This window comes from Variovorax sp. 278MFTsu5.1 (assembly GCF_048305045.1).
GTDB classification, from domain to species: Bacteria; Pseudomonadota; Gammaproteobacteria; order Burkholderiales; family Burkholderiaceae_C; genus Variovorax; species Variovorax guangxiensis.
The window spans coordinates 5,912,008-5,926,228 of the sequence record NZ_CP157622.1; the positions used below are offsets into that span (position 1 = coordinate 5,912,008).

Sequence of the window (14,221 nt, forward strand, 5' to 3'; positions counted from 1 at the left end):
CAGATCGCCAAGTCGTTGAATCGCAACGGCTTTTCAAGACCCCAGGCAGGCCCGGCGCAAGCCCCGCCCACACGCGGGTCCGGGTCAACGACCAGTCACACGCCCTCGGTCTAATCCGCGCGTGACATCAGACGCCCACCTTCTCCTCCCCTCCTCCGGCTCCCGCAACATCCTCGGTCGCCGCCTCCTGTTCACCTTCTCGGCCGTCCTGCTGCTGACCCTCGCGGGCTCCGGCATCGGCATTCGTTCGCTCGCCAAGGTCGACGAGGCCACGCGCGAAGCCATCCAGCAGCGCGGCGTGTCGGAGCGCATCGTGGCCGACGCCTACCGCCTGCAGGCGATCAATGCCGAGCGCTACAAGGCGATGGCGCTGAGCTCCGAACCCGAGGTCGGCGAGATTCTTGCGGCGGACATCCGCGCAACCGCCGCCAGTTACGACGAACTGATCAAACAGCTCGACCAGCGACTGCACGACGAGGCCGACCGCGCATTGCTCGCGCAGGCCGACGCCGCCGCCAGGGACTTCGCGGGCGCCGTCAAGGAACTGATCGCCGCGCGCGACTCGGGCCTCACCGAGCGCATCCGCAACGTGTACGCGCAGCGCTTCCAGCCCAGTTCGGCCGCGCTGCTGGCCGCCGTTTCCAGGCTCGCGCAATCGCAGCGGCTGGCCATCGACGTGGCAGGCGAGCACGTCGCCGAGCTGAGCGCCTCCGCGCGCATTGCGCTGGTGCTGTTCAGCGTGGCCGCGCTGCTGCTGGGCGGTGTGCTGGCGCTGGGGCTGATGCGCAGCATTGGCAGGCCGATCAGGCTCGCGAGCGACACAGCCGGACGCGTGGCCACCCTCGACCTGCGCCAGGACATCGAGGGCCACTCCCGCGACGAGGCGGGCCAGATGCTGCAGGCGCTGGGCGCCATGCAGGGCGCACTGCGCGAGCTGGTGCAGCGCGTGCGCGAGTCGGTGCAGAACGTGCGCACGGCGGCCGCCGAGATCGCGCACGGCAACTCGGAACTCTCGGCACGCACCGAAGGCGCCGCGGCCAGCCTGCAGCAGACGGCGGCGGCGCTCGGGCAGGTCATGCACAACGCGCAGCAATCGAGCACGGCCGCCGGCGAGGCCGAACGCATGGCCGGGGCCGCCGCCACGGTCGCAGCGCAGGGCGGCGAGGCGGTGTCCCAGGTGGTGAGCACCATGCAGGACATCCGGCGCGAATCGCACAGGGTGGCCGACATAACCGGCGTGATCGACGCCATCGCCTTCCAGACGAACATCCTGGCGCTCAATGCCGCGGTCGAGGCTGCGCGGGCCGGCGACGCGGGACGCGGCTTCGCGGTGGTCGCGTCTGAGGTGCGGCAGCTGGCCACGCGATCGGCCGCGGCTGCCCGCGAGATCAAGGGCCTGATCGAGAACTCGGTGCAGCGCATCGAGTCGGGCACCGCGCTCGCCGACGACGCTGGCCGCACCATGGGGCGCATCGTCGCTTCCATCGGCCAGGTCGCCGACACGGTCGGCGCCATCACGATGGCGACGCAGTCGCAGGTGCAGGACATCGCCCAGATCGACGCCGCCGTCGCCCGGCTGGACGAAATGACGCAGAAGAACGCGGCCATGGTCGAGGAATCGGCCGCCGTATCGGAAAGCCTGCGCGACCAGGCCCGCAACCTGGGCACGCTCATCAGCCAGTTCGTGCTGCCCTGCGACGTAACGCGCGACGCACTGCCCTCGGCACCGCGCCGCGACTTCTCCCGCGACATCCCGGTGTCGCCGCGGCTGCGGCCCGCGGCCTGATCCGCGGCCCGGCGGCTGCTTGCGCCCCGGCCTTCGTTACGTACTGACAAGGTAACAGCGCTACGTAACAAGTGCCGAAGTGCGTCCGCCCGGCGCTTTCATCGCGACGTGGCTCCGGCAAAAATCTCCATGTAAATCAACAGTTTGCGCGCACCTTGCCCCACGCCGGCGCCTGCGCAAAAAAGCGGCACACAAGTTGCCCCGTCAGCCACTCCCACTACCGAGGAGGCTGCCATGGCGGATGCCAACACAACGATTTCTTCGATCGCCGGAGGCGCCGACAGCAGTGCCGCCACGCCGGTGATCCTCGCGCAGGCGACGGTCCGGCCGGTCGCTCCCATGGGGGCGGCCACCGCCGCCTCGGCAACACCGGCTGCGGCGCCGGCCGGCATCGGGTCACTGTCGAATGCGACGCCCGGCACGGTCGTCATGCGCGACGGCGTGGCGATTCCGGTGTCCGGCAACCAGACGCTGATGGCCGGCGACCGCGTGATCGTTCCGCAGGACGGCCATGCCAACGTTCTATTTCCCGGATCGGCCACCAACAAGGCACCCCTGGCCGGCGTGTTCACGGGCGGCACGGACGCCACCATCAGCTCGACCAAGCTCGCGAGCGGCCTGGAGCAGGTGAACGTGGACGTGGCCTCCGGCGACCTGGAAGTGACCGCGCCCGACAGCGACGCCGAAGCCGCCGCGCTCGCGGTGAGCAAGAAGACCGCTGCCGGCAGCGGCATCGGGCTGGGCGAATTCGCGCTCGGCGCGCTGGGCGCCGCCGGGCTCGCGGCGGCACTGGGCGGCGGCGGGGGCAGCGACGGCGCGGTCCCCTTCTTCGTTCCGGGCATCGGCGAAAGCGATGCGGATGCAGACGCGGACGCCGATGCCGACGCGGATGCGGATGCGGACGGCGACTCGGATGCGGATGCCGACGCTGACGCCGACGCCGACGCCGATTCGGACGCCGATGCCGATTCGGACGCGGACTCCGATGCGGACGCCGACTCGGACGCCGACTCGGATGCCGACGCCGACGCGGACGCCGACCACCTGCTCGACCCAGGCGACGGCGCCGCCGACCATCTTGTCGGAGCCCTCGACAACCTGCTCGGCCTCGGCGGAGGCGGCGGTACGGCCGCCGCCGCGCGCAGTGCCGCGGTCACGAGCTCCGCGCCCACGCTCTCGTCGCTGATGCCCACGGTCGACGGCCTCACCGACCTCGTGGACGACGTGCTCTCGCCCATCGCGGGCAACGAATTCAGGCCCGACGATCCGAACGCCTTCGACCCGCTGGACGACACTGTCGACGGCATCACCGCCGACCTCGGCGGGGTGCTCACACCCGTGGTCGACGGCCTGCTGGGCGCCGGCCTCACCGGCGCGCTCATCGGCTCGCTGAACGGCCAGGTCGACTACCTGACCGACGCGCTCGGCAACATCCTCGACAACCTGCTCGGTGGCGACGGACTGCTCGGCGGCGTAACCACCGGCCTGGGCATCGACGGCCTCGTCGACCAGATCGTCGGCGACGAAGGCGTGGTCAGCCAGGTGCTCGACGGCCTGCTCGGCGAAGGCAGCCTCGTGGGCAGCGTGCTCGGCGAAGACGGATTGGTCGGGCAACTGCTTGGCGACGGCGGCTTGCTTGGCGGGCTGCTGGGCGGCGTACTCGGCGGCGATGGCGGCCTCCTCGGCGGCGTGCTGGGCGACGACGGCCTTCTGGGTGGCCTGCTGAGCGGCGACGACGGCCTGCTCGGCGGTGTGCTGGGTGGCGATGGCGGCCTCCTCGGCGGCGTGCTGGGTGACGACGGCCTTCTGGGTGGCCTGCTGAGCGGCGACGACGGCCTGCTCGGCGGCGTGCTGGGTGACGACGGCCTTCTGGGTGGCCTGCTGAGCGGCGACGACGGCCTGCTCGGAGGCGTACTCGGCGGCGACGGCTCGCTCGCCGGCCTGCTCGGCAGCGAGGGCCTCACCGGCGGCTTGCTGGGCGGCGACGGGCTGGTCGACAGCCTGCTCGGTCCCGACGGCGTGGCCGGCGGACTGCTTGGCGCAACACCCCTCGGCGGCTTGCTCGGCGGCGAAGACGGCCTGCTCAGCGGCGTGCTGGGCGACAACGGCCTGATCGGCGGCCTCCTCGGAGGAGACGGCCTGCTGGGCGGGGTTCTTGGCGACGACGGCCTCCTCGGTGCCGATGGCCCGCTGGGCGGTCTGCTCGGTGGCGATGGTGGCCTGCTCGGCGGCGTGCTGGGTGATGGCGGCCTGCTGGGCGGCGTGCTGGGCGACGACGGCCTGCTGGGCGGCGTACTCGGCGGCGATGGCGGCCTGCTCGGTGGCGTGCTGGGTGACGACGGCCTGCTGGGCGGCGTACTCGGTGGCGATGGCGGCCTCCTCGGCGGCGTGCTGGGCGACGGCGGCCTGCTGGGCGGCGTGCTCAGCGAAGACGGTCTCGTCGGCGGCCTGCTGGGCGGCGTCACCAACGGCGATGCCGGTGGCCTGGTCGGTGGCCTCCTCGGTGAAGACGGCCTCGTCGGCGGCCTGCTCGGCGGCATCACCAACGGCGATGCCGGTGGCTTGGTCGGTGGTCTCCTCGGTGAAGACGGCCTCGTCGGCGGCCTGCTCGGCGGAGTGACCGGCGGCGGCAACACCGGCGGCCTGCTGGGTGGCGTGCTCGGCGAAGACGGCATCGTGAACAACCTGCTCGGCGACGAAGGCCTGGTCGGCAGCGTGCTGGGCGCAGACGGCCTGGTCGGCCGCCTGCTCGGCTCGCTCGGCGGCGACGACGGCCCGGTGGCCAACGTGCTGCAGTCGGCGACCAGCGAAGCGGCTGCTCCGGCGGCGAATGCGGCCTCCAGCGCGGCGGCGCCGGCGACCGACATCCTGGCCGGCACTTCCGGCACCGTGGCGCCGGTGGTCGAGACAGTGGCCCACGTGGCCGAAGGCGCGGCCGGTGCAGTGGCCTCCGGCGTGGGCGAAGTCGTCGCGCCGATCACCAGCCAGGTCGAGCAGACGGTGAGTCACGTGGTGAACCCGGTCACCAACATCCTGCACGGCCTGCTGGGCTGAGCCTGCCACCCGCTCGCCCGCTGCCGGCCCCGGGGTGCCGATGTAGGCAGGCGCTCACGCACTTGCCTTGCAATGTCCCGCATGGGCGGGCGCTGCGCAGGGTCAATGTGGAGGTTCCGTGGATCCCGGTTCCTCCTCACGACGCATCCGTGCGTCGTTAAGCGCTCCCTCGAGGGGCGCTTTTTTTTGGGGGGCGTGCGTGAACGCCGCCGCTCCTCAGCGGATCAGGCTCATCGGCGCGACCTGCGGCGTCACCTTCTGCTCGGTCGCCGTCAGCAGCTGGCCGTTCGATTCCTTCCAGCACATGAGGTTGGTGGTGCCCGAGCCCGCCGGTCCCGGCGCCTGTATCGATACCGCCTTCCATCCCTTGCAGACGCCGCCGACGGTGGTGGGGCGGTCGAGAAACACGTAGTCGGTGCCGGCGTCGATGCGCAGCACGCCCGCCACGCCGGGCGGAAGCGGCTTGCGCGTCTGGGCGGACGCCGCGCATGCGGCCGTGGCCATGGCGATGCCCAGGAAGAAGATGCGAGTGCGCCCCATGCGTGCCGCTCCGGTTTGACGAACGCCGATGTTATGGCCGGCGACACCGCGCGGCGAGCGCATCCATGCCCGGCCCGCCCTCATTGGCCTCACACCACGCGGTGCTCCTCCACCACGAAGGCCGTGATCTCCGCAAGAAAGGTGAGCGCATGCGCCATCGTCACCTGCCCTTGCGGCGATGCGAAGGCCGCATCGAGCGTGCCGGGGTTCTCGAACCACAGCTCGACGATGCCGTCGATCGGCAGCTCCGCGTAGCCGCAGGGCGTGCCCTTCACGAACTCGCGCGCGGTCACCACGTTCTGGCGGTAGCCGCTCACGCCGGGCATGCGGCGCACGTGGTCGGCGTGCACCTTCCATTCGCGGCGGAAGTCTTCTTCCGACTGCTCGACGGGCCGGCGCAGCAGCGAGATGCGCTTGAGCAGCCCCTCGGGCTTGGGCGGCGGCGCGATCACCTCGGTCTGCGCGACGGTCACGATGTGCAGGCCGCCCAGAAAGCGTTCCTCGTCGGCGCGGATGGCGGCGGCGAGCTCGCCGCGGTTGAAGGCAGCGTCGGCCTGCTTCGCCTCGTCGAAGCCCAGCTGCGAGAAGCCGTCGAAGTCCCACGGCCCGCGCGCGAAGTCGATGCCGCGCTGCAGCCGGTCGAGCACGAGGTTCTGCCGGTAGCCGCGCAGCGTGGGCAGCTGCGCCACCAGCGGGCCGTGCCTGTCGCGCCAGTGGCTGCGGAAGGCCTCGTCGGTCCATTCGGGTTTCTTGCGGATCAGGCCCATGCGCAGGGGCGTCGGTTCGGTCATCTGCTTGTCTCCTTATCGTTGATTTGCAAGGCGGCTTCGGCCTCGGCGCGCGCTCGCGCGAGGCCGGGCGCGCGCTTGGCCAGCCACACGCCGTGGCGCACCGGCCAGCGCTGGAAGCCGGGGTCCGCACCGAGCGTCGCGGCCGCGTGGTGCGCCCAGTAGGGGTCGAGCAAGGCCTCGCGGCCCAGGGCGACGAGATCGGCCTGCCCGGCGGCGACCACTGCCTCGGCCTGATGCGCGTCGACGATCATCCCGACCGCCTGCGTGGGCACCTGCGCCTCCTGCCGGATGCGCGCGGAGAACGGCACCTGGAAGCCCAGTCCGCGCGGCACCGGCAGCGCGCGCGTCTCCTCGGTGAGGCCGCCCGAGGAACAGTCGATCACGTCGACGCCGCAGCGCTTGAGCTCGCGCGCGAGCACCACCGAGTCGTCCAGGTTCCAGCCATCGGGCGTGCCGTCGACCGCCGAGAGGCGGCAGAACAGCGGCTTCTCCGCCGGCCACGCGGCACGCACGCGCTGCGCGATCTCCAGCGCGAGCCACATGCGGTTGTCGCGGCTGCCGCCGAGTGCATCGTCGCGATGGTTGGCGTTGGGTGAAAGGAAGCTGGCGACGAGGTAGCCGTGCCCGAAATGCAGCTCGACCACGTCGAAGCCCGCCTTGTCTGCGCGCACCGTGGCATCGACGAAGCGCTGCACCACCGCCGCGATGCCATCGGCATCGAGCGCGCGCGGCACCGACCAGCCCGGCCCCGCCGCGATCGCGCTCGGGCCCAGGCGCTCCCACGGCTCCTCGTCGGCGGCCATGCGCGCATCGCCGAGTGCTGCGCCACCCTCCCACAGCGGCTCGCTGCCCGCCTTGCGGCCTGCATGCGCGAGCTGCACGCCGATGGCGCTGCCCTGCGCATGCACGAAATCGACCACTGCCTTCAGCGGCGCGATCTGGCTGTCGTTCCACAGGCCGAGGTCGGCGGTGCCGATGCGACCGCGCGGATCGACCGCGGTGCTCTCGGTGAGGATCAGCCCCGCTCCGCCGAGCGCGAACTTGCCGAGGTGAACCATGTGCCACGGCGTGGCATGGCCGCGCTCGGCGGCGTGCTGGCACATCGGCGAAATCACGACGCGGTTGGCCAATGCGAGGCCGCGCAGTTGCAGGGGCTGGAACAGCAGGGGGAGAGAGTCGGTGGACATGGATGGAAGAAATCAGGGTGCAGGCTTGGGCACGGCGGCGGCTGCCGGCCGCGTGCCCAGCCACGTGCCGCTCATCACCGCGGCGAAGCCGAACAGGTGCCACCAGCTCAGCACCTCGCCCAGCAGCAGCGCCGCGACCGCGACGCCGAACACCGGCACCCAATAGAGAAAGACAGCGGTGCGCGCCACGCCGATGACGGAGATGGCGCGGTTCCAGATCAGGTTGCCGGCGGCGGTGGCGGCCACGCCCGAGAACAGCACCAGCACCCACGGCCACGCACCCGGGAACAGCTGCGCCGCGCCCAGCGGCGAGGGCCCCAGCAGCGTGTGCAGCACCAGCATCGCGGTGCCCATGACGTAGATGCCCCAGCTCATCGAGAGCGGATCGATCTGCCGCGCCAGGCGCTGCACGCCTACGCCGCCGACCGCGAAGCTCACCACCGACAGCGCCAGCAGCAAATCGCCCAACCCCGCGTGCGACAGGCTCGCGCCCGGATGGCTGAGCACGACCGCGGCCACGCCCGCGAAGCCCAGCGCCACGCCGAAGAGCCGCCGCGCCGTCAGCGCCTCGCGGAACACCAGCGCCGCCATCAGCGCCGACACCAGCGGACTCAGCGCCATGATCAGCGCCCCGTTGGTGGCCGTCGAACGCTGCAACCCCAGCGCGAACAGGATCTGGTTGGCGTACACCATCAGGAAGCCGCAGCCGGCAAGTGCCGCAAGACGCCGCATGCCGAACACCGGCACCCCGCCGCGCCGCCACAGCAAGATCGCGCTCAGCGCCACGCACGCCACCGCCATGCGCAAGGCCGCCAGCGGCAGCGCCTCGAAGAAGCCCGTCAGCACCTTCACCGCCGACACGTTCACGCCCCACACGAGCATCCCCAGCAGCAGCCAGGCCTGCACGGCGGGGGGTGTAGCGCCCGGAGAGGTCGATGAAGATGACGACGGCGCAGGCTGGTTCATTTCAATCGTTCGGCAAGAGACGACCGTACGCCACGGCCCGAGCAGCGAGGCCCCTTCGCGGGCTCCCGCGGAACCGGCTCTGCCGGGCCGCAGGGTGCGCCCCCGCGAGGGGGTGTCCGAGCCACACGAAGTGGGCGAGGCTGGGGGTGATCAACAGTCCTGGGGTGGTCAACCTTCCAGCTCGTTCCACATTTCGATGTCGCGCTCGGCGGTCCAGATGCGCGGGTGGACGTGACCGGTGGCCTCGTCGTAGGCGCGCGTCACGTCGAACGGCATGCAGTGGTCGAAGATCACCCAGTGGCCGTACGTGGGGCGCAGCGCCGCTACGGTTTCCTTGTAGATCGCGTTCAGCGTCTTGCCCTGCGCCACGCCGTTGTTGACCAGCGTGTACACGTCGGAGATGAAGGCGCGCGTGGAGGCGATGGCCTTGCGCACGTCGGCGGCGTTCTCCAGCGCGGCGCCGCGGCCGGGCACCAGCTTCTCGAAGCCGAAGCCCGCGAGGCGGTCGAGCGTGGCGGGCCAGTCGCGGAAGTAGCAGTCGCCGGCGTAGGCGGTGCTCTGGTACTCGACGAGGTCGCCCGCGAAGCAGATCTTCTGGTCTTCGAGGTAGGCGATGGTGTCGCCCTTGGTGTGGCCGCGGCCCACCTGCGCGATCTTGACTTCGAGCTTCTTGCCCAGCCACACGCTCATGGTGCCGTCGAAGGTCATGGTGGGCCAGGTCAGGCCCGGCGGCACCGACTCGACATTGCGGAACAGGCGCGGGAAGCGGCCGATCTCGCTGGCCTTGTCCTGCTCGCCGCGCTCCACGATCAGGTCGTAGGTGTCGCGGCTGGCGATGATCTGCTCGGCGCCCTCCTTGAAGTAGGCCGAGGCACCCAGCACGCGCACCGCGTGGTAGTGCGACAGCAGCACGTACTTGATGGGCAGCGGCGTCACTTCGCGGATGCGGCGGATCACGTCCTGCGCCATCGCGGGCGTGGCCTGGGTGTCGACCACCATCACGGCCTCGTCGCCGATGAAGATGCCGGTGTTCGGGTCGCCCTCGGCGGTGTAGGCATAGGCGTTCTCCGAAAGCCGGGTGAACGAGACCTTCTTTTCCTCGAGGTCGGCGTGGCTGGCGAATTTCTTGGTGGTCATGGGAGTTCCTTTGAAATGAGCGATGCGAGTCAATGCGTGCCGAGGTACGCGGACTTCACCTTGGGGTTGTCGAGCAGCTCGCGGCCGGAGCCTTCGAGCGTGATGCAGCCGGTTTCGAGCACGTAGGCGCGGTCGGCCACGCCCAGCGCCTGCTTGGCCATCTGCTCGACCAGCAGGATCGTCAGGCCCGAGCTGCGCAGCTGGCGGATGGCATCGAAGATGTCCTTGATGATGAGCGGCGCCAGGCCCAGCGAGGGCTCGTCGAGCAGCAGCAGGCGCGGCTCGCTCATGAGCGCGCGGGCGATGGCCAGCATCTGCTGCTCGCCGCCCGAGAGCGTGCCTGAGGGCTGGTGCTGTCGCTCCTTCAGGCGCGGGAAGCGCGCGAACTCGCGCTCGATGCCGCGCTCCACGAAGGCCTTGTCGCCGCGGCGCGAGTAGGCGCCGAGCATCAGGTTCTCGCGCACCGTCTGGTCGGGGAACACGCCGCGCCCCTCGGGCGACAGCGCCACGCCCAGGCCCACGCGCCTGTGCGAGGGCACGTGGGTGCAGTCGTTGCCGTCGATGAGCACGCGGCCCTCGGCCACGGGCTCCAGGCCGACGATGCTCTTGAGCAGCGTGCTCTTGCCGGCGCCATTGGCGCCGATGATGGTGACGACCTCGCCCGCGCGCACTTCCAGGCTCACGCCCTTGACGGCCTCGATGGCGCCGTACGAGACCTTCACCGATTCGATTTTCAGCATGATGGTTTCGGTCTTTCTGCTCAGGCGGGCATGGCCGTGGCCAGTGCCTCTTCTTCTTCGTCGTCCACGCCCAGGTAGGCCTCGACCACGCGCGGGTTGGCCTGAACCTCGGCGGGCCTGCCCTCGGCGATCTTGATGCCGTAGTCGAGCACGATCACGTGGTCCGAGATGGACATCACCAGGTCCATGTGGTGCTCCACCATCAGGATCGACACGCCGCACTTGCCGATGCGCAGCAGCAGCTCGCCGAGCTCGGCGGTCTCCTGCGGGTTGAGGCCGGCGGCCGGTTCGTCGAGCAGCAGCAGCTGCGGCTCGGTGGCCAGCGCGCGCGCCAGCTCCACGCGGCGCTGCAGGCCGTAGGGCAGGCTGCCGGCGGGCCAGTGCGCGAGGTGGCCGAGGTCGACCAGGTCGAGCAGCTGCAGCGCGCGCTCGCGCGTCGCCTTCTCCTGCCGGTTCGCGGTGGGCCAGGCCACCAGCGACGACAGGAAGCCGTTGCTCATGCGGCTGTGGCGGCCGAGCATGACGTTGTCGAGCACCGAGAGATCCGCGAACAGGCGCAGGTTCTGGAAGGTGCGGCCCATGCCCATGCAGCAGATGGCATGAGCCGGCTCGCCCACGATGTTGCGGCCCAGGAAGCGGATCGAGCCCGCGTCGGGTTCGATCACGCCGGTGAGCATGTTGATCATGGTGCTCTTGCCCGCGCCGTTCGGCCCGATCAGCGCATGGATGTGGCCGCGCTGCAGGCGGAAGGACACGTCCTGCGCCGGCTTCACGCCGCCGTACGACTTGGTCACGCCCTGCACCACCAGCAGCTCGCCTTCGCCGCCGGGGCCGATCTGCCCCGGAACGCCGTTGCCGCCAGCGCCCTCGCCGCGATGGCGCGATTTCATGAACCACTTGTTGAACAGGCCCACCACGCCGCCGGGCATCACGTACAGCGCGAACAGCAGCAGGAAGCCGTAGACGAAGTGCTGCGCCGAGGGCCAGCGCGCCAGCAGCGCGTCGGTCAGCGTGAGCAGCACCGCGCCCACCAGCGGCCCGTACATCGAGCCCGCGCCGCCGAACAGCACCAGCAGCAGGATGAAGATCGACAGGTGGAAGGTGATGAAGTCGGAGTTGATGTACTGGTTCTGCTGCGCCACCAGCGCGCCCGCGATGCCGCAGGTGACGGCCGCGACCACGAAGGCCATGACCTTGGCGCGGTACACGCGCACGCCCACGGAAGACGAGGCGATCTCGTCCGCCTGCAGCGACAGCAGCGCGCGGCCGAAGCGGCCGTTGAGCAGGTTGCGCAGCAGCAGGTGCAGCGCCGCGCACAGCACGATGCCCAGGATGACCCACTGCGTGGTATCCAGCGGCGCGCCCTTCCAGGTGAGCGGGCGGATGCCGTAGATGCCCTGGGCGCCGCCGAACACGTCGGTCCATTCGCCCACGAGCTTCTCCACCACGATGCCGAAGGCCAGCGTGACCATGGCGAGGTACGGCCCCTTCACGCGCAGCGAGGGCAGCGCGATCAGCACGCCGCACAGGCCCGAGATGACGGCGGCCAGCGCGAGCGCGAGCCACGGGTCCATGTCTGTGCGCGAGGTCAGCAGCGCCACGCCGTAGGCGCCGGCCGCGAACAGCCCGGCCTGGCCGAGCGATTTCTGCCCCGCGTAGCCCACCAGCACGTTCATGCCGGCGGCGCAGAGGTAGTAGACGCACATCATGAAGGCGATGCGCAGGTAGTAGTCGTTGCCCGACATCGAGACGATGCCGCAGAGCACCGCCGCGACCAGCACCACGGCGAGAGGATGGGCGAGGCGCTTCATACCTTCTCCACCGTCGAGCGGCCGAACAGGCCCGTGGGGCGGAAGGCCAGCACCAGGATGACGAGCGCGAACACCGCCACCTCGCGCCACTGCGCCTGCCACAGGTTGACCATCGACTCGAGCACGCCGAGCAGGAAGCCGCCGATCACGCAGCCGCGCGGGTTGCTCAGGCCGCCGATCATCGCGCCCGAAAAGCCCTTCAGGCCCACGGTCAGCCCCATGAAGAGCGATGCCTGCGCGATGGGCGCGAGCAGGAAGCCCGAGAGCCCCGCCAGCGCCGAGCTGACGACGAAGGCGCCGATCATCATCGCGTTGGTGTTGATGCCCATCAGGCTGGCGACGTTGCCGTTCTGCGCCACCGCGCGCATCGCCTTGCCGACCATGGTGCGGTTCATCACGCGGTCGAAGCCGAACATCACGACCACCGCCACACCCAGCGTGAGCAACTCCTGCGGGCGCACGCCCACACCGAACATGCGGATCACTGTGTCGCCCACCGGCGCGGGCACCACCACCGGCTTCGGGCCCCAGATGGCAAGCCCCACGCTCTGCAGGATCACGCCGAAGCCCAGCGTGCTCATCACCCAGGCCATGCCGGGGCGGCCGGCGAAGGGCCGCACGCCCAGCACGTAGAGCAGCCAGCCCAGCAGGCCCATCACGCCGAGCGCGGCCAGCAGCGCGAACAGCTGCGCGCCCGCGCCGGGCACGGCGTCGCCGAAGGTGGTGGAGCTCAGCGGCTTGCCCAGTACCAGGAACAGGGCGCTCATGCCGATGAAGGCGCCGGCCGAGACGAACTCGCCGTGCGAGAAGTTCAGCGTCTTGGTGGTCGTGAACGTGATGCTGAATCCCAGCGCCACCAGCGCATAGGCACCGCCGACGGCGAGCCCGCTGATGAGCGCCTGCAGGAGCGCTTCAACCATGGTGTGTATCTCCGTTGCGAGACGGCGCCGGCTGCCGCGCGGGCACGCCGGTCGCTTCGCCTCTTCTTTTCTGTCTTGCTTACTGCTTGAAGTCGGCCGGCTTCAGGCCCTGGATCAGCGCGTCGGTGTAGGGCATCAGCTTGCCGTCCTTCCAGCGGATCCAGACCAGGTCCTTGGCGGTTAGCGCTTCGTGATTGGTCTTGCTGAAGGGCTTGTCGTAGGTCTTGAGCACGCCCTGCACCGGCGTCTTCAGGTCTTCGAGCGCCGCGCGCACCGCTGCGCCGTCGGTGCTGTTGGCCTGCTTCATGGCTTGCGCCAGCAGCTGCATGGAGTCGTAGCCGTGCAGCGCGAAGGAGAACGAGCCCGGCGCCTTCAGCTTGGCACCGATGCGGTCGAAGAGCTTCTGCTGCGCGGGCGTGCGGGTCTCGCTCACGGTGCGCATGAAGATCGGCTTCTCGGCGAGCTGCTTGCCGGCCGCGTCGTAGAAGGTGATGTTGTCGGCGGCCCAGGAGGTCAGCGTCAGCGGGAAGTAGTTGATCTTCTCCATGCTGCGCACCAGCTGCGCGATGGGCGTGCCCTGCGCCCACACCACCACGGTGTCGACGTTGGCGGCCTTCATCTTGCTCAGCTGCGAGGTCATGTCGGTGTCGCCGACGCCGAAGCGCTCGGTGGCGGCGATCTTGATGTCCTGCAGCTTGGCGATCTCCTCCATGTCCTTCAGGCCGCCCTGGCCGTAGCCGGTGGTCTCGGCCATCAGGCCTACCACCTTGGAGCCTGCGGTGTTCTTCTTCACGTAGGCCATCAGCGCGGCGACCTGCTCGCGGTCGACCATCGAGACGCGGAACATGTAGTTGTCGGCGCCGGGGCTCATCGGCTTGGTGATGTCGGTGCCCGAGCCCACGTTGCCCAGCACGGGGATCTTCTTCTGGTTGGCGATGTGCTTCCACGCCATCGCGTTGCCCGAGTTGGTGGGGCCGAAGACGGCGACCACCTTCTCGTTGTCGATCAGGTCGCTCATGTTCTGGATCGACTTCGGCGGCGCCGAGACGTCGTCGCGCGTGACCAGCGCCAGCTTCTTGCCGAGCACGCCGCCTGCGGCGTTGATGTCGGCGATGGCCGCCTCCATGCCCAGCACCGCGGCCTGGCCGCTCTGGGCCGAGGGCGACGCGGAGAGGTCGCCGTTGTAGCCGACCTTGATGTCCTGCGCCATGGCACCGGTAGCGCCGGCCGTGAAGGCGGCGAACGCGGCCGCGGCGAGCAGCGTCTTGTACAGACGGATGGTTTTCATT

At 70.2% G+C, this 14,221-nt stretch carries 11 protein-coding genes; 2 read left to right on the forward strand and 9 right to left on the reverse strand.

The annotated features are described in order from the left end of the window. Positions 1–121 precede the first annotated feature (121 nt). Together ABL844_RS27510 and ABL844_RS27515 are read left to right on the forward strand one after the other, a co-directional pair. Positions 122–1,786: a methyl-accepting chemotaxis protein gene (locus ABL844_RS27510; protein WP_418122748.1), complete on the forward strand. Its 1,665-nt coding sequence runs from the start codon at positions 122–124 to the stop codon at positions 1,784–1,786. A 234-nt stretch (positions 1,787–2,020) separates the two neighbouring features. After that, the gene (locus ABL844_RS27515; protein ID WP_418129651.1) at positions 2,021–4,840 is read left to right on the forward strand and encodes a hypothetical protein; all 2,820 of its coding nucleotides are present in this window, start codon (positions 2,021–2,023) and stop codon (positions 4,838–4,840) included. A 216-nt stretch (positions 4,841–5,056) separates the two neighbouring features. Here ABL844_RS27515 and ABL844_RS27520 read toward each other — a convergent pair whose 3' ends face one another. The 9 genes from ABL844_RS27520 to ABL844_RS27560 form a co-directional block, all read right to left on the reverse strand. Continuing rightward, positions 5,057–5,380 carry a hypothetical protein gene (locus ABL844_RS27520; RefSeq protein WP_418129652.1) on the reverse strand — a complete coding sequence of 108 codons (324 nt, stop codon included), beginning with the start codon at positions 5,378–5,380 and terminating at the stop codon, positions 5,057–5,059. A gap of 89 nt (positions 5,381–5,469) precedes the next feature. Beyond that, on the reverse strand, positions 5,470–6,171 hold the full coding sequence (locus tag ABL844_RS27525) for an EthD domain-containing protein (RefSeq protein WP_418117939.1): 702 nt from the start codon (positions 6,169–6,171) through the stop codon (positions 5,470–5,472). Further along, positions 6,168–7,358 carry an NADH:flavin oxidoreductase/NADH oxidase gene (locus tag ABL844_RS27530; protein WP_418129653.1) on the reverse strand — a complete coding sequence of 397 codons (1,191 nt, stop codon included), beginning with the start codon at positions 7,356–7,358 and terminating at the stop codon, positions 6,168–6,170. Before ABL844_RS27530 ends, ABL844_RS27525 begins: the two co-directional genes overlap by 4 nt. A 12-nt stretch (positions 7,359–7,370) precedes the next feature. After that, on the reverse strand, positions 7,371–8,324 hold the full coding sequence (locus ABL844_RS27535; protein WP_418129654.1) for a DMT family transporter: 954 nt from the start codon (positions 8,322–8,324) through the stop codon (positions 7,371–7,373). Positions 8,325–8,492: 168 nt separating this feature from the next. Then, on the reverse strand, positions 8,493–9,461 hold the full coding sequence (locus ABL844_RS27540; protein ID WP_019656255.1) for an MBL fold metallo-hydrolase: 969 nt from the start codon (positions 9,459–9,461) through the stop codon (positions 8,493–8,495). Positions 9,462–9,490: 29 nt separating this feature from the next. After that, a complete protein-coding gene (locus ABL844_RS27545) occupies positions 9,491–10,201 on the reverse strand; it encodes an ABC transporter ATP-binding protein (RefSeq protein ID WP_126023612.1) in 711 nt (236 codons plus the stop codon). A gap of 20 nt (positions 10,202–10,221) precedes the next feature. Beyond that, positions 10,222–12,012, reverse strand: a complete 1,791-nt coding sequence (locus ABL844_RS27550; RefSeq protein ID WP_418129655.1) for an ABC transporter permease subunit — start codon at positions 12,010–12,012, stop codon at positions 10,222–10,224. Then, the gene (locus tag ABL844_RS27555; RefSeq protein ID WP_418129656.1) at positions 12,009–12,932 is read right to left on the reverse strand and encodes a branched-chain amino acid ABC transporter permease; all 924 of its coding nucleotides are present in this window, start codon (positions 12,930–12,932) and stop codon (positions 12,009–12,011) included. Before ABL844_RS27555 ends, ABL844_RS27550 begins: the two co-directional genes overlap by 4 nt. 79 nt (positions 12,933–13,011) lie before the next feature. Further along, on the reverse strand, positions 13,012–14,220 hold the full coding sequence (locus ABL844_RS27560; RefSeq protein ID WP_369660790.1) for an ABC transporter substrate-binding protein: 1,209 nt from the start codon (positions 14,218–14,220) through the stop codon (positions 13,012–13,014). Position 14,221: the final 1 nt, after the last annotated feature.